We start from the raw sequence: 24687 nt of genomic DNA on the forward strand, positions 1-24687 counted from the left end.
CAATCAAAATACTGTTCACAGGACAACGGACTGTTCATTTTGTTCATTAAATGCCATTTTAAAACCTACAGCTCTACATTTCTCGTAAACACAGCCAAATACGTCAAAAACCCATGATTTGGGTAAAATATGACTGCAACATTATTTGATATTACCCCCGTATAATAATAGAAAGAACATTAATTGTGTAAATAACAGCAACCTATTCAGATTAATTGCGTAATATAAAATACAAACCTGATAACCTAATTGCTTGAGCCTATGATATCCTTTTCACCAATTCAATTTGAAACGTTGAAATCCCGAGTACTTGCTAACGCTAATATCAGAAGCATTACTCCGGGAGATTGCAAGGCGCTTGCATTTCAAATATATTCAAAAACAAAATTAACCGTAAGCGAAACCACATTGAAAAGGGTATATGGTTTTGCATACAGCAAATTCAAACCATCATTGTTCACTATTGATGTTTTAGCAAAGTTTTGTGACTACGAGGGCTGGGATGATTTTTGCGAACGCGAAAGTGTACCTTCTGAAAAATCGTTAAATGAACATGTTGACTGGAAAACCCTCAGCCAAAATGCCGCTAAGATCACTCACTTTACGCTTCAGGCTTTAAAAAACCGCTCAGGTATCCCTTTCGGCCAAACTATTCGCCGCAAATTTATCGATGATCATTTTGATGAATTTTTAAGGGGCGATTACACTGCAACCGTATTTGCTGCACCCTCTGGCTATGGAAAAACTATCGGTCTTTGCCATTGGATAGATGAAAAATTAGAATCAGACAGTAACGATATCATCCTGTTTTTTAGCAGCAGTGCCTTAATGAACGTTTTTTTAAGCGGACGGGACCTGAACGACTGGCTGCTGGCTCTATTAGGCTACTCCCATGAAGAAGATATTGAAGCGCTGTTTGATATCAATAAACGCAACGACGGCAAATTTTACCTGATTATTGATGGCTTTGATGAACACATGTTCAAGAACGATCAGTTTGAACTGGTGCTGACCCAACTGATGGATATTTTCTCCTTCTATCAATCGCACGAATGGTTCAAGCTGGTTTTAACCATGCGGTCGGCCAATTGGATCAATAACAAACACAACATGGAATTTGGTCTTAAAAACTGGTTCACCGGTTTTATAACGGATCATGACCTTACCACTAATGTGCCTTTGTTCAATATCCAGGAGATCAAAGAACTGAGCCGCAAAATAAACCCTGATGTTCAGAACCTGATTGCCATTGATGTAGCTAATAGCTTCAACCATCCCCTATATTTTCAATTCTACTATAAACAGAATAAGAACAACTTTTCGCTCAACAATATTGACCACATTTGTATTTATGAGCTCATTTCCATATTTATACTCAACAAGGTTTATCTGGGCCATTACGCCACAGAAAAGATCCTGCTGTTAAAAGCACTGGTTGATGAGATGGATTTTCAGGCTGGAGTATATGAACTGGATAAGTTTAAATGCAACGATTTGCTTAAACAATACAACCATGCTTATAACGAATTATTAAGTATTGGTTTTTTACGGGAAATAAACTCCAGCAGCGATTTTCAGTTTAAAACCATGGTTCAGTTCGGGAACAATAATTTCCTGGAATTTACCATAGCCCGCAAGCTGCTTTTAGACAACAATCAGCGGTTCGACCTGCAACTGATCAAACTGATCAACAATGCGTTTAATGATAGTGAGCATAAGCTGCCTGTTATTAAATGGTGTGTGATACATGCTGTTAAAAACGGGCAACAGGAAAGCTTTGAGCTTTTGGCGCAAACCAACCTTAACCCAAAAGAAAAATCGGAACTGATCATTTTTTTAGGCGATTTGCTCCAGCGAGTCTGCTTTGGGTCCACCAACGCTGAAGCTACAGCCAATTATTTCAAGCAGGATTGCAGCGATGGGCTTTTTTACTACTTTTTTGGATTAGAGCTGATTAATACCGATTATAAAAAAGCGCTGCTAACCTTATTAAAATTTGAGCTTTCTGATCATAAAAAGGTACTTACTTACACGGCTTTGGCTACCATAGCCATACTTCAGCTGGATTTGAAGCAACTGGAAGATCACCTGGCGAAATTAAAGAGTTTCCCGCAGCATGATTTTCATCAATTCGCTATCAACCCGCTGCATTGCCTTAATGCTATTTATCAGTACCTGAAATATGGCATGATCAGGAAAGACTTTTTCGCCGAAATCACCCGTTTCTATTTCAATCCGCCCAAACAAGTCGAAACTATACATAACAAAAAGGCGAATGATCTTATTTTCCTGTTAGCTGCTTACTCCACTTTTATTTGCCGTAAGCCTTATAAAACATTAAGGTTTGTTAATACCCTATATACCATTGACAAAACCAGCGGCGAAGCATCGTTCTCTTATAATTTCTTTTTAAAGATCGCAGAATCCGATGCTTATTATTTATTGGAGGACCAAACCACTCTATTGGAAAATAACAATGAGATTTCGGTTTCCTATAAACGGGAAGAATATCTATTTACGCCCTTCATGAAATCATTGTTTTATGGGCTTAAAATTAAAAACACTATTGCTAATAACGATTATTCAACAATTAATGGCTATTTGAATTGCCTGAACCAAGTGTCGGACGAGTCGGGGAACAAATTGTCAAAACTGCTTATATATACCAGTATCTTAAACAACGAGGCACTGCTGAATCTTGATCCGCAATTATATAAACAGGTATCATACAATCATACCCGCTTATTACGCGAATGTGGTTTAAGTGTTGATGTTTTTATAAAGCCCAAAAACGAAGTGCTGGCATTAAAAGTAAAGGTTAACAACTAAATCCATCGTATTTGAAGCAATCATTTTACTTTTAAACTTGCACGTACTTTTTTTACTTCTAACGCGGTGACCAAACTGCTGGTGTTCCCAAAATTGTTGCGGATATAGGTCAGCACCTGGGCTATCTGATCATCGGTCAGAAAATCATGTTTGGGCATCACACTATTATAAGATACATTTTTAACCTTCACAGGACCTTCAAGCCCATTAAGTAGCACCCGGATAGCCGTTTCCTTTTCCATGTATTTGCCCCCGGTAACCCATTCCGATCCGCTCAGTGGCGGAAAAAGATTGCCATCCCCTTTACCGTTTTTCTGGTGGCAGTTGGTGCAATAGGTAGCGTACAGTTTAGCGCCACCGGTTAACATCCCGCTCATCAAATTATTACGCGTTACATCGGGGGTTTTAAAGCTTGGTAATTTTTTCCGCAATTCCATTTTTGCCAGTTGAGCCGTTGTAAATTTGGTTTTGTCGCCCTGGTAAAATATACGCCATACCCTACCCTTCTCGGTATCGCTGATATATAAAGAGCCATCGGGCCCCTGTGAGATACCCATAGGCCGGTAAACGGCATCACTTACGCTTGCTATTGTTGTATGCCCAGCAAATCCATCGGCAAAAATCTCCCATGAACCAGCCGGCTTTCCCCCTTTAAAAGGCACAAAGCCAATAAAGAAACCCGCCTGTGGATAGGGTGATCTGTTGGTTGAACCATGAAACGCGACAAATGCCCCGTTTTTATACCTTGCAGGGAACTGGTTACCTGTATAAAACAACAGATCGTTTGGCGCCCAATGTGCCGCGAAAGCCATTATAGGCTGGGCATATTTGGCGCCATCACCCGCTTTTTTGCCATCGCCGCCATATTCGGGGTTTAAGAGTTTCTTCTTTTTAATAGGATCGTAATAATAATAAGGCCAGCCCACATCCGTACCTTCCTTAATTTTCAAAAACTCTTCGGCAGGCAGTACCGCGCTTTGCCAGGGAGTAAACAATTTAGGGAACTGCAAACGCAGATCATCGCGACCATGCGCTACTACATATAAACAGTTATCAGCCGTATTCCAGTCCATAGCCACTACACTGCGCAGTCCGGTGGCATAGCGTGTGCCTTCGGCCTGTAGCTGATTGGGTTTGTCTTCATCAAAGCGCCAAATACCGCCGTACTCTTTCAGCAGCGGGCAGCCTTTAATACCCATAGAGCCGGGCACGCGATTTTGCTCCTGGCAGGCATTGGATGGTGCGCCAAAAGCCACATACATATGTCCTTTGTTATCAAAAGCAAGTGGTTTGGCGTCATGCTCCTGCGGCGGATGTATATCATGTACGATCAATTCCGGCTTTCCATTGGGCACCAATGTATTAGGGTCGAGTTTCATCCGGTATACATTGATCTCCGAACTGAAATAAAGATATCCCTTATGAACACGCATAGCCGTGCCATAACTCCCCTTATCTTCATAATCTGCGAATTTTTTGATAATGTCAGCCTTACCATCATGGTTTGTATCGCGCATGGCTACATTACCACCAATAGAATCAGGAAAACGGAGCTTTACATATACATCGCCATTGTCATTAACGGCCAGATGACGCGCCCGACCTACCAGGCTATCCACTACCACTACGGCTCTGAAATGGCCTGGTAAAAATAACCCACCGTTGTTTTTATCGGCAATGGGTAATGTGTCCTTATTTCCTGTAATGGTAAAACTGATGATAAAAAACGCGGCAATAGCTACTATGAATAAAACAAAACGGTTTTTCATGTACGGCAAAGGTTGATGTATAATAGATGTATCCTGTTAAAAGGATATTAGGCTTGAAATGTTTAATTTAATCTTATTTTTATAAACATGCATATCTTTTTAAAAAAATAAAAGAAGCCTATTGACTGAAGGATTTTAAAAAGCGATTTCCGGTATCCCATAAATATGCTATCTTATCTTTGCAAAAAATCATTCACAACTATGCCTGCATCATCCTCCGAAAAAAATAAATTAGGTTTATGGACCAGCACCTCCCTGGTGGTTGGCAACATGATAGGCGCTGGGGTATTTTTAATGCCGGCCGCTATGGCCTCATACGGTAGTATCGGTTTATTGGGCTGGATGTTTTCGGCTGTAGGCTCTTACTTTTTGGCCAAAGTTTTCAGTAACCTAAGTAAGCTATTACCGCATGCTACGGGTGGCCCATATGCTTATACCCGCAACGGACTGGGCGATTTTGCTGGCTTTCTGGTGGCCTGGGGATATTACCTGGCTGTAGCCTGCGCCAACGCGGCCATCACCATATCCTTTGTAAGCGCGCTGAGTACTTTTTTCCCGGTGCTTGCTTCCAGTGCTGTTACGGCCATAGTTACCGGTTTATGCACTATATGGTTGCTTACCTATATTAATACCCGCGGCGTGGTAACCGGCGGCAAGGTCCAACTGGTGACTACTATATTAAAGGTAACACCGCTGATATTGGTGGCTATTGGCGGCTTATTTTTTATTCAGGCCAAAAATTTTTCGCCGTTTAACGGCAGTGGCACTTCTGTTTACGGGGCTTTAACAGCTACAGCCACCATGACCATGTTTGCCTTTATCGGTATTGAAAGCGCTACAGTACCCGCCGGCAGCGTGGCCAACCCTGAGAAAACCATTCCCCGGGCTACTTTGCTGGGCTTAATGATCGCCACATTGGTTTATGTGCTGAGCAGTTTTAGTGTGATCGGTATTATCCCGGCAGCAGCTTTAAAACATTCGGTTACCCCCTTTGCCGATGCCGCAGTAGTGATATATGGCAGCAACGCCCGCTACTGGGTGAGCGCCGGTATAGCCATTGCCGCCTTTGGCTCATTGAACGGCTGGACATTATTACAGGGCCAGATGCCCTTTGCCATTGCCAGCGACAAACTATTCCCCGCCGCTTTTGCCCGCAAGAATAAAAAGGGAGTGCCTTATGTGGGCATTTTGGTGAGCAGTGTAATGGTATCACTTTTTATGAGCATGAATTATACCAAAGGACTGGTAGAGCAATTTCGTTTTTTACTGCTGTTATCCTTATTATCTATATTGATCCCTTACCTGCTTTCGGCAGCCTCATATTTAATTATCCGGGTAAAGCAAAAACAGGTTGATGGCTTAACAGGTGCCATAATACTGGCCATTTTAGCCTTTGGCTACGCACTTTGGACCATCGCCGGCACGGGTAAAGAAGCCGTTTATTATGGTTTTTTATTGCTGATGGGCGGTATACCTTTTTATGTGTGGCTGGCTTATCAAAAGAATAGCTAACCCCCTCTAAATCTCCCCCAAAGGGGGAGACTTTATAACAAAAGTATTTTTAAAGCCCTCTCCTTTGGAGAGGGTTGGGTGAGGTCACTCCCCTACTTTTCGTTCGACATAGAGTAAGGTACATCTTCGGCTTTAATACCTCGTTGTTTATTAGGTGTGGCCGACATATCAAAGTTCAGCTCGGCTCCGCCTAACAGAGCTTTATGGCTTAGCCAGTTTAAATCATAAGGTTTGCCGTTTACGATTAAGCTGTTCACGTATTTATTATCAGCATTGTTTTTTGGGGCGTTGATGGTGATGGTTTTGCCATTCTCCAGCTTTACGGTAAGTTTTTTAAACAATGGTGCGCCTAAAACATACTGATCACAGGCAGGGGTTACCGGGTAAAAACCCATAGCCGAAAACACATACCAGGCCGATGTTTGTCCGTTATCCTCATCGCCGCAATAACCATCGGGCGTAGCTTTGTACAATTTGTTCATAGTTTCACGTGCCCAGTATTGGGTTTTCCAGGGTTCGCCCGCATAGTTATATAAATATATCATATGCTGTATAGGCTGGTTACCATGTGCATACTGGCCCATATTGGCGATCTGCATTTCACGGATCTCGTGGATCACGGTACCGTAATAACTATCATCAAAAACAGGAGGCAGCGTAAATACAGAATCCAGTTTGGCCACAAATTGTCGTTTACCACCAACCAGGTTGATCAGCCCTTGTATATCATGAAACACGCCCCAGGTATAATGCCAGCTGTTACCTTCGGTAAAGGCATCGCCCCATTTAAAAGGATTAAAAGGGGTTTCGAACGAACCATCCTTATTTTTACCGCGCATTAGTTTGGTGGATGGATCAAACAGGTTGCGATAGTTTTGGCTGCGTTTTTTGTAAATATCGGTTTCCGATGCGGGTTTGCCTAAGGCTTTGCCCAATTTATATATCGCAAAATCATCATAGGCATATTCCAGCGTACGAGCAGCGTTTTCGTTGATCTTTACATCATAAGGCACATAACCCAGGGTGTTGTAATACTCCACTCCCCTACGACCGGTAGCATTCGGGCCTTCATTATTGGCGCCATGTTTTAATGCCTCGTACAGGGAATTGATATCATATCCGCGCAAACCTTTTAAATAGGCTTCGGCTACTACCGATGCGGAGTTGTTACCGATCATACAATCGGCATAACCCGGGCTCGACCATTCGGGCAGCCAGCCGCCTTCTTTGTAGGAATTAACCAAACCTTCCTGCATTTCTTTATTCATCGATGGATAAACCAGGTTGAGGAATGGATAAAGTGCCCTAAAAGTATCCCAGAAACCAGTACCCGCGAAATAGTACCCCGGCAATACCTTGCCATTGATAGGACTGTAATGAACTGTTTGTCCTTTCTCGCTAACCTCATACATGCGGTTAGGGAAGAAAAGCATCCGATAAAGACTGGAGTAAAAAGTACGGGTTTGGTCGATAGTGCCACCTTCAGGCGTTAAGCGGCCCAGGGTTTTGTTCCATACATCTTTTCCTTTTTGGCAGGTAATATCAAAGCTATCGGTACCTATTTCGCGTTTCAGGTTAAGTTCGGCCTGTGCGATACTGATATAGGATGATGCCACCCGAAGGTGTACCTGTTCGCCTTTTTTTGTTTTAAAGCTGATCACCGCGCCGGCATGATCGCCGGTGTATTCCAACGAGCCATCTTTTTGGTTATCGTGCCAGGTTGATGCCCCTTCAAAAGGCTTATCTATATAAATAACAAAGTAGTTTTTAAAATTGGCCGGCACGGCACCACTGTTTTTGGTACTATAACCGATGATCTTTTGTTCGCCGGGGATAATTTTCAAGTACGATCCTTTATCAAAAGCGTCGATCACGATATGCGAGCTGTCGCTTTTGGGGAAAGTGAACCGGAAATTAGCCGCGCGTTCTGTGGGTGTAAGTTCGGTAGTTACATCATAGTCGGCCAGGTATACACTATAATAATAAGGCTTGGTGATCTCGGCTTTGTGCGAGAACCAGCTGCCACGCTGCATATCGCTTAATTTAAGTTTGCCGGTTTCCGGGAATATGGAAAACATACCATAATCGTTCATCCATGGCGATGGTTGGTGGGTTTGTTTAAAGCTCCGTATTTTGGTAGCATCATAGGTATACTGCCAGCCATCGCCCATTTTACCGGTTTGCGGGGTCCAGAAATTCATACCCCAGGGCAACGCTACTGCCGGGTAGGTATTCCCATTGGAAAGCGCCGGGTTTGATGAGGTCCCCATTAAAGGGTTTATATAATCAACAGGAGTAACAGGCGGGGTGGTTTGCTGCGCAATAGCTGCTACTGGAAAAAGGGCAAACGCCAATAAGAATAATTTTTTCATTATTAATTTTTAGATGGGCTTATATCAACATCGCTAAATCGATTAATCGGGCCATGCAATATACGGGCAGAATTCAATATTTTATAGTTGTACGGTGATATTTTTTGATAGAGCTGAGCGGATTATATGTAACAATATACTATGTATTTATGCGGGTAAAATATGAATACACCACGCCCGCTAAGTTGGGCGCTGTGTAAAAATGATATTATAACTATTAAAAATCAGCGGCTTACAATTTCTTGTAATAGATCAATTCCCCGGCTTCGCCGCTTGCAGACAGCTCCGACGGGATAAACTGGGTAATAACCAACGCGGCTTGCCCAACAACAGTTAAGGCCGTAATGGTTGGATTGGCAAATGCCTGGCTGCCACCATCGGTGTGGATGTTCAGCTTATCGGCATTACCGGTTTGGTAATCATACAGGTAACAGCGCCAGGTACCGAAATCGCCTTTGGTACCCTGCCCTTCGATCAAACCAAAGTTAAAGTTCTGAAATTTCAGGTAGCCGTCACGGTCACCGATATTACCATGCACACCCCAGTACAAAATGGCATTATCAATTTGTGGTTGTGCACTGGCGCTCCATGAAGTCCAGGTGGTGGTACCGCGTGCCTGGCGGTCAACATCGCAGTTGGACCAGTAATGAAAACCCACATCAACAGAAGTACTGCTGGCCGAGTAAATATTAGGCGTACCCTCTGCACAGGTTGATAAAGTATGCGGAGCTTCAAATGTTTTAGCCACGGCGCCGTTCTGCAGATCCGTCCAACTGTTAAAATAGCTGAATTTTAAGTGATTGTTGGGTTCCTGCTCCCATACCATTACAAAACCACCGGTTGAGGTAGCGGCAATGGCAGGCTGCGAGGCTCCGCCATTGTTGCTGCCAGCCAGTTCGCGGATCCAGGTCCAGTGCAGCAGATCGGTTGATGAGGCCACATTGGTTTTGAAGGTACCATTGATCATGGTATGATACACCCCGATATAACCTCCGGATGGGTTGGCAATGATCTTGAGGCAATCCATGGTTTTGCCTGTATTATCTTTGGCGCCGTAAATTTTACCATCGGCTGTGGTTACGTTTTCGATAATATTGCGCAGGGCGGCCCTCGGCGCATCCGATGGAGGGGCGGCAGCTACTTTTTGTACGCTGTCTTTTTGTTTGTTGGCCGAGGTATTATTGTTCTTTTGGCAAGATGCAAATACCAGCAGCATAAGCACGCTTTTGATCATCATGGTGTGTGTTTTCATAGGTGTGTAATTGAGGTTTATAGATAATTGGTTAATTGCTTCACCATTTTAAATCAACCTTAATACCATCCGGACTATTGCCAAAACCCAGGTAAAGGGTATTTGACGATGCATCCCATGATGTTTTTACATCGCTGATATTCTGGCCTGTGCTATCGGTTAACTTTGTTTCTTTAGGTTGCGCGGGCAACAGCACACGTACACTGTTTAATGTTTTGGCCGGGCTTTTAGCTACAAACGAATAACTGCTGCCTTGTCTGTTTTCGTTATAAATTCTTGATGCCGAAGCCAGTACCTGCGGCAATTTTTTATCAGGCACACGATCAACCACATATAATAAGGACTGCTCGCCGGGGTTCACCACCTTCTCAGCCAGTACCGGCAATTGCGGATCGAACAGATCGATCACCGGGCCTTTGATGGTGTAGGGTTTGCTGTCGGCATTTTCATCCATTACCGATACTACATCATACGGACCGCGTTCCAGGTACAGACTGTTCTTAAATGTCAGCTCCCCGGCTTTGGCTTTTTGCTCATAGGCTTGTTTTACGGTACTGATGTAGTTATCATCTTTTCCGGCTTCCAGCACGTACTCTTTAGGATTTTGCCTCAACACATAAACCGCGCCTTTGCCTACTTTAAACTTTTGCTCATCCTTTGTCGGATTAACACCCAACAGTTTAAACAGATGCTGCGATGGAGCGGTAAATTTGTTCCCTTTGGTATCCCACCATTCCATTACTGTTTGGTATGGATCATCATCTCTGCCGCAATAAATCAAAACCCCACCTTGCTTCACCCAGTTAGCCAGGTAAGTATGCACCGCTGGCGACACCGGCTTCATGTTGGAATAACTCATCACCAGCACTTTGATCTCTTTTAGCGATGCCGGATATTCCAGGTTTTCCATGTGCACGGTTTGCACCGGTACGCCACGTTTTAATAAGGGCAGGGTTTGCCCGTAAAAGTTGGAGAACTGCGGATCTTCAAAACCATTATGCGTTGGGAAACGCTGGAACATTAACGTATTACTCATCAGCACACCAATACCATTTACACCCGATACTTTGTTGGTAGATGCCGGCATACTGTTTAAAGCGTTCACCATGATCTGCATCTGGGTAGAATAAAACTGCGGGATCAGCGTCTTTTGGTCAGTACCGGCAACTTTGTATGGGTGGGTGTAGATACGCTCGGGCCATGGCATCACCTCGTAATCGGCTACCATGGGGTATAATAGTTTGGCGGTGAAGGTAGCCTGATAATTGCGTTTGTAATCACTCCAGTCGCGCGGCCAGTCTTCAATAGGATCCGTCAGAAAAAATACTTTACGACCGGTAGGCGCGGTCATGGAAACTACCGAACCATACTCCAGGAAAGCGTTCTCGAACACACGCTCTTTACGCAGGCCATTAAAAAACGTGGGTTCGCGGGATGTACCGGTCCAAACCTGCGCGATGTAACCATCGATACCTGGCAGCGAAGCCAGGCTGGCCTCCGGACTTACAATTTGCCATGATGAATAATTCACCAGCGAGTGGGTAGCGATAAATACTTTAATATTTAACCTTTTGCTTTTGCCATAGGCCTTGGCGTAGTTGGAAACCTCTTTGATGGTTTCGTAATACAGGTGATATTTGAGCTTGCTCGACAGGTAAGTATTCTCGGCCGAGGCATCCTGCGGTTTCCAGGGAAAGCCATAGTATTTTTGCCATTGCTCCTTAAAGCCAGCGCTGTAACCCGCACGAGCCCAAAACTCGGGTTCTTCTAAAAATATATTGGTGATACCCGCATCAATCACCTTTTTTACCACCGCGGTTTTCATGTATTCGATGAACGAAGCATCGGGCACCACATATGGCATATCTCTCCCGTGGAAGATGGTATCCCCTTTCATGGTTACCTGCCCTACGCCCAGGTGGTTTTTGCCATCCCATTTTCCTAAAAAATAATCTTTATAGTCGCCCCAGGCTATGCCGGTCATAAAGTTTACCTGGTAGCCATGGTCGCGCCATGATTGCACGCGCTGTTCAAAGGTTAAACCCGGACGGTCATTAGCACCATAAACAATGGCGATGTCTGACCGTACATCGATCTCGGGGATCCAGGGGCTGCTCGTCTGGAAAGCCGTTTTCTCCGGCAGCTTAATCGGATCTGAGTTTTGCGCATAACCCGCGAACGATAATGCAACGAGATAACTGGAAAACAGAATGTTTTTCATTGGTATATTATTTGCATTTGTAATATAGGGAGGAGACGCATGTGATGCGTCTCTACGCCATTTTTTGTAGAGACACATTACATGTGTCTCCCTATATTATGTGTTAATTTAAGGAACAGTAACCGTTTTAACGTCGGTATAATTATAATAATTCAAGCCATATGAGATCCTGGCCCCTACCCTTATAAAGTATTCGCGTTTTCCCGGTAGCGGACCGCCAATAGTAGTAACACTTAAGGTTTTTCCTACAGAAGTGCTGGCATCAGAGCCGCTAAGCTTTGGGGTATAACGATTATCATAGTTATTGTTGCCCACGTATTTGTTTGAATTAACAAACACCGCTATATCACTTATATCCTGCTGAAAGTTTGGATCAGTGGTGCCGCGGGTAATTTTAAAGCTGGTGGTTATGGTGCCATCGGCGTTAACAACCGGGTCGTCAACCCAATCAATCCTTAAAAATGGTTCTACGGAAAAGTTTACTGTAGTTACGTCCTTCACATCAACTGTCTGGCTTTTATCTACAATAGTTTTGCCGTTATTGTCCACCTGCACCAACGGTACAAAAGGACCTTCGGCCGAGATCACGTTTTTACCGGCGAACAGTTTGGTATTATTATAGGTACCATCCTGAAACGAGGATATATAAAAGGGCGTAGGGTTGCTGCTCCAGCTTATTTCCAACAGTTTGATCCTGGTGCCCGAGCCTTGCTCGGTTTGTACACTTTTACCGGTAACGGCATCAGTTACCACACCTTTTAAAGTTACATCGGGCGCGGCATAATTATCAACCTTTTTGCACGAGCTGCCTGCCGCAACCAGTACACTTAATGCTATGCTATAAAATATAGTTTTCATCTCTCTTAAATTAATAACCCGGGTTTTGAATTAAATTCTGACTCTTCTGTATTTCGCCCTGCGGAATTTGCTCATAGTACCAGCGCACATCAAAAGTATAGCGGCTATTGCGCTCATCTAAACGGGCATCAAAAAAGTACTTACCGTCATTAGCAGAGTAAAATGGCATCAGCGTACGGTAAATGGTACTGTTCTGTTCCTTGTCAATCACTCGCCAGCGGCGCAGATCCCACCAGGTTTTGTTTTCAAAGCCCAGTTCTTTTTTCCGTTCGGTACGTACTACATTAATATTGCTCAGGTCGGTTGGGCTTAGCAGCAGGTTGGCGCCGGCCCTTTCCCGGATCTGGTTAATGGCGGTAAACGCGTCCTGCAAATAGCTTTTATCATTCTGACCTAAAGCATTCAGCTCCACTGCAGCTTCGGCACGATTTAACAATACCTCGGCATAACGCAGCTCTATCCAGGTTTGGTCAGACCGGTTTTCCAGCACTTCTGATGTTGGCTTGTCCGGTACCAGGTTTTTGCGGATCGAAAAACCCGATACCGAGCAGGTTCCGTCGCCGGTAAAATAACCGCTTAAACCGGCTGGGTTCATCGTTGTTCCGTTTGGCAGGGTGTAGGGTTTTTGGCTCGCGTTTGATGATTCCACCATATGATCGGTAGGATAATGCGCTGTTGAACCAGCTGGTAAAAGCGGACTGATACCTCCTGTTGAACTGCCCGTGTAAATACCACGGCGGATCTCGATGCTCACACCTTTAAATACATCGCCAGGCAAAATAACGGTAGCCCGCAACCTGGGTTCGGCATTGGCAAACAGATCCATAGTATTGGTATACAGGTCATACTTACCACCGGTTGTTGTTTTAATGGTACCATCGGCATTTTTAGGGATGCCATCAAACATTTCCACAAAATTCAGCGTAGGATTAATTTCCGAAGAATATCCGTTAGCCCCCATCAGCTGGCGCGGCACGTTGTACGCATCATATCCATGTACCGATTCGGGATAGTGGTACTGGCGTACAAAAACATTCTCCGGACTGCTGGCATCAAAGAATAGGTTCACATAATTCTGATACTGCGCCGTTTTATCGCCGGCTGCCCATGCTTTTTTATACAGGCTGTATTTACCGTCGAGCAACACGGCTGCATCATAAGCAGCTTTAAAATAGGTAACCGCTTTAGCAGCCGGGATACCGCAAAGCCTGTTGCCGCTGGCATCGGTAAGGGTAATGTTATTGTATTTGGCGATGGAGCCCGCGTACAACATGGCACGCGATTTAAAACCTGCCGCCACATATTTATTTGCCCGGCCTACCTGGTTGCTCTCACCTAAATTAGCATAGGCATAATCCAGATCGGTGGCTATAAAATCATAAACCTTTTCTTCTGACGAACGCGGAATCTTTAATTCATCGATACTTTGTTGCGGATACTGCAATACTTTATCAACAATGGGTACACCGCCATAGCGTTTTACTAAGGCAAAATAGGTAGCGGCACGCAAAAAGCGGGCTTCGCCCAACCAGGCACTGATCTGCGCAGGGGTAAAGTTCGATGAATATTTGGGCAGCGTTTCCGCAAAATAGTTGGCATCCCTGATCAGGGTATAGGCCCCGCCCCAGTAACCAAAAGTTTCCTGTGTGGCGCTGTTCTGGTCGCGGCTCAGACCCTCGCCGCTGATACAACTGAACGGACTGATGATCCAGAAGAAATTCAGACCCCGGGTTGGCGAATACCTGAAATCTTCGATAGGCAACTCGGCGTACATGCGGGCCATGTAGGCTTGTATACCGGCGCTGCTTGTAAAAACGTCATCGTCTTTAACGATGCTTGGTGGCAGCGTATCGAGCTTTTTGCATGCCGATGTCCAGCAAAGCAAAACGGCAAATATGATATATGTGTATTTTTTCATGATCTGTATGGATTATAATTTAACATTTACACCAACTGAAAATATTTTATCTAATGGGTATAAATAGCCGTAAGTGGCCGATGGGTGTTCCGGATCAAGGTATTTTAAACCGGTGATGGTTAATACGTTATAACCATTTACAAATATCCTGGCGCCTTTAATACCTATCTTTTTAGCAACCGCGTCGGTAATGCTGTAACCTATCTCGGCAGATTTAAGCCTGATATACGCCGCACTGTGGATATTGGATAGTGAGTTCACATCGGCTGTGGTACCGGTAAGAGCAAAAGTGCCCGGCGTCCATACGGTGTTCGGGTTGTAAGGATCTGCCTTGGGATCAGTTGGGTGATACCTGTCCAGGAACATGCCCAGGGCACTGCCCCCGCCCCACAGCGGTATGTTAAGCTGTTCGATGTAAGACACATTAATGCCTGCAGCTCCCTGCCATACGGTGCTGATATCAAACCCTTTGTATGAACCGCCCAGCGTTAACCCAAATGTGGTTGATGGCACGCTGTAGTTGTTATTACTTACATTTTGGGCTATAGGATGTACATCCTGGTCATTAATCACGCCGTCGCCGTTCCAGTCCTGCAAAATATAATCGCCTACTACCGCGTTACGTGATACAAACTGCGGACTGTTCAGGATTTGCTGGTAATTCTGGAATTGTCCGTTTGAGCCATATCCCCAAAAGATATTGGCGTAGCGGTTATCATTATTATTATGCCAGTTAAGCTGTGAATTGCCATAATCTGAATGCACCTTGCTGATCCATTGTGTACGGGTATAGCCAAAAGTTCCTTTTACAAAATAGTTAAAGCTGCCAATATGATTGCGGTGATTTACCTCGATATCAAAACCCTGCGCGCGGTCGCTGTTCAGATTTTCCTGCGGTAAGCCAGCGCCTACCACACCTGGTAAATTATCGGCACGGGTATCCAGCAAACCACTCCTGTCGCGCCTGAAAGCGTCAACCGTTAAACCCAGCAAACCATGCCAGGCCTGCAGATCGATACCAGCGTTATAGGTTTTGGCCACAAACCAAAAAATATTGGGATTGGGGATGCCCCTGCTTTGCGCGCCGTTTACAAAGGTGCCGTCAAATACCGAACCCGGAGGGGTTTGATTATTATCGCCATCTGAGGGATAGTTATACCCGCTTAAATATTGATAGGCGTTTAACTTGGCATCATCACCCAGTTTGGCGTATGACAGGCGGATCTTGAGATCATCCACAAACGATAGCGACGATGAGTTTTTAAAGAAACCTTCCTGTGATACCCGCCATCCTACTGACGCGCCCGGAAAAAAGCCCCATCTTTTAAGCGGGGAGTTTTGGGAACTGGCATCGTCCCTGAAACTAAACTCGGCCAGGTACTTCCCTTTGTAATCATAATTTATTCTGCCAACAAATGATTTGGTTACAACATCAAACGGATAATCATCATCTACAGTAGCCGTTTGATTTAAGGCATTACCCGCTTTTAACTGATCTACCGGTAATGATAACTGGCGCTGCGCGTTAAAATTATCACCTTTTCGCTCACTCTCTTCATAAAGGGCTAAAGCTGTAATATTGTGCCCGCCTTTAATAGCGCGGTTATAGTTTAATGATAATTGCATTAAACTGGTTGGCTTCTCATAAAATTGCCGGGTTAATGAGCCTGGCGTTTGATTGGCTATCGGGGTATAAACATTGGAGTTGGCATCATAAGTATACTGGTTGTAGGGTTTTTGGTATAACTTATTGCTCGACATGTAATAATCATAGTTATATAAACCTTTGGCGCTCAGCCCCGGTACAAACGGTACATTATAGGTTGCCGAAACTGATGATTGCAGCCATTTGTTATTAATCTGCTTATAACCGTCAATATCAGCATCAGACATGGCAACCGGGTTTGATCCGTCCACCTCGCCGTTGTTCAGGTATTTCGGGTTATTGTTGGCATAAATGCTTTGTGTGGGCACCTGCCGCCAAAACGAGCGGATGATCCACCAGGCATCCTGGTATGGTTGGTTCTTTTGCTCCAGCGTTCCGCTCAGGTTTACATCGACGGTAAGGTTTTTATTGATCCTGGTGGTGAGATTCGAGCGCAGGTTATATCTTTTATAGTTCAGATCGCCGCTCTTGAAAAAGCCATTCTGATCGGTAATACCCATGCTCACAAAATAGCTGCTATTGTCGGTACCGCCGCTGGCATTCAGGTTATGCTGCTGCTGAGGGGCACTGTTAGCAAAAACCTGGCTATACCAGTCGGTGCTGGTTTTGGTACCATTGCGGTAAGCGGCAAAATCGGCATCGGTATATTTTACCTGACCGCCGTTTACGTTATGCAGCAATTGCTCGTTAACCAGCGTCATGTAATCCAAAGCGCCCACCGGTTTTGGCATATACGCCGGTATCTGCCAGCCATAGGTGCCCGAGTAATTCAGATCCACCGTACCCTTCTTGCCTTTTTTGGTGGTCACGATAACCACGCCGTTTGCCGCGCGCACACCATAGATGGCGGCCGAGGCATCTTTCAGTACCGATATGCTTTCAATATCATTGGGATCTAAACGGGTAATGTTATCACGGGGGATCCCGTCAATAACCACCAGCGGGTTACCAAAACCCCGAATGTCAAAAGCGTTATCAAATGATCCGGGCTCGGCCGAGTTTTGTACAATGCGCACACCAGCCACTTTACCGGTAAGCATGTTCAGCACGTTCTCGTTTTTGGTGGTCACGATCTCCTTGTTGGTAACCGATGCGATAGACCCGGTAACGGTGGCCTTTTTCTGTGTACCGTAACCTACCACCACTACCTCGTTCACATTGGTGGCGTTGGATGCCAATGATACTTTAATACTGGTTTGGCCGCCGACGGCGATCTCCTGCGTGGTGTAGCCAACAAACGTAAATACCAGCGTTTGCTCGTTTGAGGCGCTGATAGTGAACTTGCCCTCCACATTGGTAACCGTACCAATGGTTGTACCCTTGATCTTTACGCTTACGCCGGGCAGCCCCTGCCCGGTTTCGTCAACAACTGTACCGGTACGGTTACTTTGGGCCATAGCCGCGGAGCACACAAGCAAAAGAAAAAGAGCCATGATACCATGCCGTACCAGCCCTTTAAATTTTGCCGGATAATGGATACCATGGCACCCACCATAATAGGTAAAAATTTCCTTCATAAATAAGTTGATTAAAATGGTTTATAATAATTTGCCCAAATGAGTGTTATAATTAAGCAGGCTGGTTAAACCTGCACATTGGCACTACACACCCATTTGACGCAACAATTATAGACTCGGCGGTATTAAAAGATGGGTTAATAAATGGATTAACACGGCTAAAATTTCATTAACCATAGGGAATTAGGCGGATTAATTAGGGGCGCGCCTTGTCATCCTGAGCGGAGCGAAGGATCTTCTTCGATATGCATATCGCATACCCGCTCTTGGCCGCAGGAGGGCCAGTTACTTTGTAGCCACAAAGTAACCAAAGGCCTTGTCACCAGAAATGCTTCTTTGCCGCACATAGCCTTCGCCCTGCAAACCAGACAGAACCTGGGCTGCTAAACCTTACCTCTACTTCGTTCGCTCATTATCCCCCGCTTCAGGTAAGGTTCGCTATGCCCTACATCCGCACAATCCACCATTGTTCTGCCCGCTTTCGCCCGAAGCTTATCTGCTGACGGGAAGAAATTAATACACTAATACCTCCGCCGTCGCTCGGCTCCAGCGGAGTGACCACTATTACCCGGCCTCCGGCCGGTTTGTTATTGCCCTTAATTTTTCGTATATTTATATCAATACCAGCCCGCTTGTCTCTCCCGGAGACAACCGGGCTGGTTTGTTAAGGGCAAAACAAGGCCAAAAATCGACCGTTTTTCACATAGTTATTTGATAATCAATAAATTAATACTTTTTAAAGTTTTAAAAACTGCTCAAAACCGTGTTAAAATTTGTTAAAAAGTGTTAAAATCGATGGTTTTGAGTCAACTTTTGAGCGTTTTTAACCCCTTTTCGGGCAGAAAAATGTTAAAATTCAAGGTTTAAAAAGTTTTCTGAGCGGGAAATGTTAAATTGATAGGACGTGATATTTCAATTCCGGCATTTATTTACCGCAACTCCGTTTTGTTGGAACAGATCTTATCAAAGGGAACCTGGTAACTAATCCCCAGTGATTTTTCATACTCGGCGATAAACTCGTCATACACCTTGCGGGCATACTCGATTCCCTTAATACGGCGGAGTGCCTTGAGCTTGTATTTCAAAGCGATATCACTAAACGGATCGATATTTAAAACAACCCGGGCAATATCCAGTGCCCTGCGGAAATCGCCGCTTTCATATACCTTTTTTACCTCGGGTAATATTACGGGCATCAGGGCTTCTTCATAACCCAGCTTAATATCATCCAGCCAGGTTTCGGGGATATGTTGCAGCAGTCCACCACGGGCAATAAGGTCAAAGTATTGCAGGATAGTGGCTTCAGTGATCTTTTGGGGGGCGTTTATATGCTCCAGGGCGCTGGTTACGGTAAAGTAGTCGCAAAAAAGGTTATCGTCAAGCTTAAAGCAATAGGTATCGTTCAAAAAGGTAAGTTCAATACCTGTTATATCGGCTATAATGTTACGTAAGTGATTAATGGTAACGCCTTTAATGTTCTTTGTTTTTACTACGTCCTTATCAGGCCATAAAATGGTGGATATTTTTTTGGATACCACACCGGTCGCATTCCGGCTGTTAAGCAGGAGCAGGATGAACAGCTGCTTTATTTTAGGGCTGAACAGATAGGTAATATCCCGGCTGTTCTTATCGTAAACGGTAAACTCACCCAGCAGGTAAATGGCATTGGCGCGCTTCTCATCGTTCTTTTTATTGGTAACGGTTATACTAATATCTTCTTCTTCAAGAGGTTCCTGCAGGTCTTCTTTTACCCGCCGCTTTTTGATGATTAGAAGTATTATACCGATTATCAGGATAGCCGCTCCGCCAAATATGACATATTTAAAAACCGGGCTGGCTGGTGCAATGGCTTTTTGAGACCGTTCATAATCCTGCCGGCTCACAGGTGGAAATTCCAGCGCCAGGATGCGTATGGTTGATCGGTTTGGATCTGTAAACTCCTGTATGGCGCAAAAGAATTCATCTTGCAGGGAGTTAAAAAACAGGTTAATATCGCTCTCGATCCGTTCAGACCTAACCGGGATGGTTCCGCTTACTACCTGGTACGAACCGTCTTTGATAGAGAATTTATATAAGCGAAGCTGAGTTTTTGGATGTTCGTGCGGATAACACAAAGCATAAAAGTACCGGCCGTCTTTAGAAATGATGAGGTTATTAGTGGGTACAAAATCCTCTTCGTTGGGTTTTATTTCCCAGCATTTTCTGATGGTATGATTAGTAAGATTGACCCGGTACAGATCATAAAAATGCCTGCCGCCTACTATCTGGTTGCCCGACTGGTTACCATAACCGCCAAATATGTACACCTCATTGTTTTCATTGGCCTGGCTGCCGGCCGAAAAAAAGCGCGGGGTGATCCTGTCGCCGGTGAATATTATCTTATCCCAGCTATCGGTTTGCTTATTAAGTCTAAAAAAGTCGTTATGATAGGCAAATGAACCATAGCCGCCAAACAGATAAAGATCGTTTTGATCTTTATCATAAAAAATATTGTGGTGGTGTCTTTGCTCTTTGACATTAGCATTACCCACTACGTCCCATTTCAGCGCGGCCAGATCAAGAGATGCTATGCAAGGGCCAGGTTTAGGAGCCCGAAGCACTTCGTAAGCGTACAGCTTATTCTCCCGTGTATTGATAATACTTTTACCCAGGAATAAAGGTATAGGCACTTTATTTTGAAAAGCCTGAACTGATATGCTACCATTTTTCATATCATAACGGATCAGCGAATCGCTTTTAAAAATAAGTAAGGATTGATCCTTCGGGTTAAAATTGGCACCCGCTACTTCGCGAAAGCTAAAAGCCGCCCTTTTTTCCCAAAAATAAGAGCCGTTAATGAGCCAAACCGGATTATCAACATGCCCGCGAACTTCGCCGGAACTGTCATGCACGTCACTGCCTGACCACTCATTGAGCGGGAAGGTATAAATTTTACTATCATCGCTAACGGTTAAATTCTTAACGGACATTTTAGGCACATCCGAATAATGCGGGTTTTTCCCAAAAGTGATGATCGGTATTATTTTACTATCAAAGCCAAAATCAGTGGCCCTGTACCACTGCCCGTTTACATAGAAACCAACGGTATTGGCTTTTAGGTTGATATCCACTTTAACATTTATCCATGTCCGTTTATTCAGTTGCGACAACCGAAGCGGGATCTTGATCTTGTTGCTTTTGCTGTCGATATTAAAATTAAGCGCGGGTGACCCATCAAGATTAAAAATGTAAGTTAGGCTATAAGAGTTTTTATGACCGTCGATAATATTAAAAACATAGCCTAAGTGTTCATTGTCCCATAACGACAGATCGAAGTCCATCCGCAGATGGTTATAAAAAGCCGGCACATCCGAGCTGAACACTGTATAAGAAGTGCGTTCGCCCATCAGACTGTCGTTTGAATTAAACATTAAACCTTGAGCCTGGCTTTCAAGCGCTGGTGCGAGTAAAATAAAAAGAAATACGATCTTATATACCTTTAAACCAAGTATTAAAACTTTACCTTTTTTTATCATTGCAGGGAATCCGTTTACAAAAAACCAACCTGGGTGGTTAGCTTAAATAACAATGCTAAAATATACTTTTTTTAAGTAACAGACGGCCAAAAGACTGTGGTGTTGCCTGCCTTTTTTACATTAACTTCAGTATTAGAATTACACTCTTCTTATTGATTACCGGGCGCTTTCATCAATTTCGTTGCAAGAAAAAATAATTCACTAAAAACAAAAGCAATACAATTATTACAAAGATCGGAGCTTATTGGGAGTATTACCTTAAACATTTTTAACGTTTGGTATATTATATATGGCGACTCCTCACTTTCAACACTACTAACAATCAGCTACTTATAAGCCAAATGTTAATAAATGTTAAATTCACAGGTTAATTTACTAAAATCTTTTGAATACTAAGGTTTTAGTTATACCTTGGTTTTCATAAAGAACCTTATGAAAATCACAATACCTGCACTAATAATAATACTTTGTTTATGTACGGTTTCCGTATTCGCGCAAAATACTTATTCTGTTAAGGGGTCAGTTGCCGATACCGCCTCCAGTTCCAAACTAACCAATGCCACCGTCAGCGTATTAAACGCCAAGGACTCCATCCTCCAAAAATTCACCAGGGTAAAGGATGGGAACTTTGAGATCAATAATCTGAAAAAAGGGAAATTGATATTGCTGGTAACTTACCCCGGTTACGCCGATTATGTAGATCGCTTCACCCTGGATTCGGCACATACCACGCATGATTTTGGTCGCATTAAAATGATCTTGAAAACCCAGCTGCTTGCCGAAGTGATCATTAAGGCTAAAGCAGCTGCAGTTAAAATAAAAGGAGATACCACCGAATTTAACGCCGCGGCGTTTACCGTACAGCCCAATGCCAAGGTGGAGGATCTGCTCAAAGAACTACCCGGCATACAGGTAGATAAAGACGGCAAAATTACAGCTCAGGGACAAACCGTAAGCAAAGTATTGGTTGATGGCGAAGAGTTTTTTGGTGACGACCCTACACTGGTTACCAAAAACCTACGGGCCGATATGGTTGATAAGGTGCAGTTGTATGATAAAAAGAGCGACCAGGCTACATTTACCGGTATTGATGACGGCGTAAAAAACAAAACCCTGAACATCAAACTCAAGGAGGACAAGAAGAATGGCTACTTTGGCAAGATAGACGTCGAAGGGGGCACCGATAAATACTACCAGGAACAGTTGATGTTTAACCGCTTTAAAGGCAAACAAAAGTTTTCGGTTTACGGTACTATTGGTAATACCGGTAAAACGGGACTGGGCTGGGAAGATAATTCCAAATATGGCAACTCAAGCAATGGTATGGAATTTGGAGATGGCGGCGAGATATATTTTTATGGAGGGGGCGGTGACGATGGATTGGATTCCTTTAGTGGACAATACAACGGCCAGGGTATCCCACTGGCACGCTCAGGTGGCGCTCATTATGATACCAAATGGAATAGCGATAAAGAATCTATCAATACCAATTATAAAATAGGATCCTTAAACGTTGACGGTACCCGTAATACGCAAACGCAAAACAATTTGCCGGGAGTTAACGATCAACCAGGAATTGCTTTGAACAGCAATAGTGACCAAACTTTCCACAATCATATGTTCAGGCAAAAACTGGATGCTACTTATCAATTAAAGATAGATACTTCATCAAACCTCAAAGTATCCGTTGATGGTACCACCAAAAGCTCCATTACCAATAACCATTACAATAGCACAAGCTTTCGTAACGACACCTTGCTGAATAAGAATACCAGGGACGTGATCAATAACGGTGATCAAAAAATATTCAATGCCAATGTATTTTATAATAAGAAATTCAAAAAAGTAGGCCGCAGCTTTTCAGTAAATATCACCGAGGCGTATAATCAAAATAAAACAAATGGCTTTTTGAAATCAGAAACAGATTTTTTTGACAAACAGGCTGGCACTCAAAAAATAGATCAATATAAAACCGGCCTGAGCGAAAGCAACATTATCAATACCAATTTTACCTATTCAGAACCCTTTACCAAAGCGCTCGCGCTGGTACTAAACTATGGCATCAATATTAACAACGGGCGGTCAGACAGGCGCTCATTTGACAAGGATGCCTCAGGAAATTATACTATACTGGACGACACGCTAAGCAATAATTTTAAACTAAATCAGCTATCAAACCAGCTTGGGGCCATATTCAATTATAAAAAGAAAAAAGTGATCATTAATTTCGGCTCCAAAGTATCTACAGTAAACTTTAAACAAATAGACGAGTTTACCAATAATACACTTACCCGCAACTTTGTGAACTGGTACCCGCAAGCCAGTTTCCAGTACAAATTTTCGCAACAGCAATCATTCCGGATAAATTATAACGGTAATACTTCACAACCTTCTATTGAGCAGATACAGCCGGTAAGGGTAAATACTGATCCACTAAACGTAACACTGGGCAATCCCGATCTTAAACCATCGTTTACCAACCGCATCAGTGCCAGTTACAACTCTTACAAGGTTATCAGCGGGCAATCCATCTGGTTGAGCGGTTCTTACTCGCGTACCATTAACCCTATTGTAAGCAATGTAACAACCGACGATGCAACCGGGGTAAGTACGTATCAATCATCAAACCTTAAAGGGCATCAAACCTCCAACATGTACTTTAATGCCTACTTTGATCAAAAAATACCCAAGGTTGAAATTAACGCGGGCCTTGGTTTGAACATGAACGGCAGTAATTATTTTAACCTTGCAAGTAATCAATTGGCTAAAAATCAGCTCAACGAAACCAAAGTATACACCTACTCTGCCAGCTTCAGGCTGTCAAAATACAAGCAAAAGAAATATGATTTTTGGGCTGGTGCAGGCCCAACCTATACGGTAAACTCCCAATCCTTACAACCGCTAATCAATAACAACGGGAGTGGGTTTAATGGCTACGCGGGCTTTAACGTTTATCTGCCAGCCAAGTTCCAGATAGGTACCGACGCTAATTATCAATATAACGCGGCTACACAATCCGTTAGGGAGGATTTCAGGCGTACTACGCTGAATGCCAATATCACCAAATCATTTATGAAGGACGAAAGCCTTAAACTATCCATATCCGGTAATGACCTCCTGAATCAGAACGTCGGTTATAATCGTACGGGATCGGGCAATCTGCTCACCCAGGAACGGTATACCTCTATAAAAAGATACTTTATGCTTTCGCTGGTTTGGGATTTTAACCACATGGGCGGTGGCACACCTAAAAAATAA

11 protein-coding genes are annotated in these 24687 nt (G+C 43.8%); 3 read left to right on the top strand and 8 right to left on the bottom strand.

The features are described from left to right. Positions 1-294 precede the first annotated feature (294 nt). Positions 295-2829, top strand: a complete 2535-nt coding sequence (locus tag ACNURT_RS25205; RefSeq protein WP_419699981.1) for a hypothetical protein — start codon at positions 295-297, stop codon at positions 2827-2829. Positions 2830-2849: 20 nt separating this feature from the next. Here ACNURT_RS25205 and ACNURT_RS25210 read toward each other — a convergent pair whose 3' ends face one another. Continuing rightward, a complete protein-coding gene (locus tag ACNURT_RS25210) occupies positions 2850-4598 on the bottom strand; it encodes a c-type cytochrome (protein ID WP_419699982.1) in 1749 nt (582 codons plus the stop codon). A gap of 201 nt (positions 4599-4799) precedes the next feature. Between ACNURT_RS25210 and ACNURT_RS25215 the strand changes: the two genes are divergently transcribed. Continuing rightward, positions 4800-6110 (top strand): amino acid permease, encoded by a 1311-nt coding sequence (locus tag ACNURT_RS25215; RefSeq protein WP_419699983.1) that lies wholly within the window; start codon positions 4800-4802, stop codon positions 6108-6110. 92 nt (positions 6111-6202) lie between these two features. Here the strand turns inward: ACNURT_RS25215 and ACNURT_RS25220 are convergent, their stop codons facing one another. The 7 genes from ACNURT_RS25220 to ACNURT_RS25250 all read right to left on the bottom strand — a co-directional run bounded on the left by ACNURT_RS25220 (position 6203) and on the right by ACNURT_RS25250 (position 21429). Then, entirely contained in the window at positions 6203-8482 is a 2280-nt protein-coding gene (locus ACNURT_RS25220; protein ID WP_419699984.1) for a GH92 family glycosyl hydrolase, read from the bottom strand. Positions 8483-8714: 232 nt separating this feature from the next. Further along, a complete protein-coding gene (locus ACNURT_RS25225; protein ID WP_419699985.1) occupies positions 8715-9734 on the bottom strand; it encodes a hypothetical protein in 1020 nt (339 codons plus the stop codon). A gap of 40 nt (positions 9735-9774) precedes the next feature. Continuing rightward, complete coding sequence (locus ACNURT_RS25230; RefSeq protein ID WP_419699986.1) at positions 9775-11955, bottom strand: hypothetical protein; 2181 nt, start codon at positions 11953-11955, stop codon at positions 9775-9777. A gap of 108 nt (positions 11956-12063) precedes the next feature. Continuing rightward, complete coding sequence (locus ACNURT_RS25235; RefSeq protein ID WP_419699987.1) at positions 12064-12813, bottom strand: DUF3823 domain-containing protein; 750 nt, start codon at positions 12811-12813, stop codon at positions 12064-12066. Positions 12814-12823: 10 nt separating this feature from the next. Beyond that, positions 12824-14731: a RagB/SusD family nutrient uptake outer membrane protein gene (locus ACNURT_RS25240; RefSeq protein ID WP_419699988.1), complete on the bottom strand. Its 1908-nt coding sequence runs from the start codon at positions 14729-14731 to the stop codon at positions 12824-12826. 12 nt (positions 14732-14743) lie between these two features. Continuing rightward, positions 14744-17914: a SusC/RagA family TonB-linked outer membrane protein gene (locus ACNURT_RS25245; protein ID WP_419699989.1), complete on the bottom strand. Its 3171-nt coding sequence runs from the start codon at positions 17912-17914 to the stop codon at positions 14744-14746. 929 nt (positions 17915-18843) lie between these two features. Next, on the bottom strand, positions 18844-21429 hold the full coding sequence (locus tag ACNURT_RS25250; protein WP_419699990.1) for a Kelch repeat-containing protein: 2586 nt from the start codon (positions 21427-21429) through the stop codon (positions 18844-18846). Positions 21430-21861: 432 nt separating this feature from the next. On the opposite strand from ACNURT_RS25250, the gene ACNURT_RS25255 reads away from it, so the two are divergent. Next, the gene (locus ACNURT_RS25255) at positions 21862-24687 is read left to right on the top strand and encodes an outer membrane beta-barrel family protein (protein ID WP_419699991.1); all 2826 of its coding nucleotides are present in this window, start codon (positions 21862-21864) and stop codon (positions 24685-24687) included.

This window comes from Mucilaginibacter sp. NFX135 (genome assembly GCF_048565145.1).
Lineage (GTDB): Bacteria > Bacteroidota > Bacteroidia > Sphingobacteriales > Sphingobacteriaceae > Mucilaginibacter.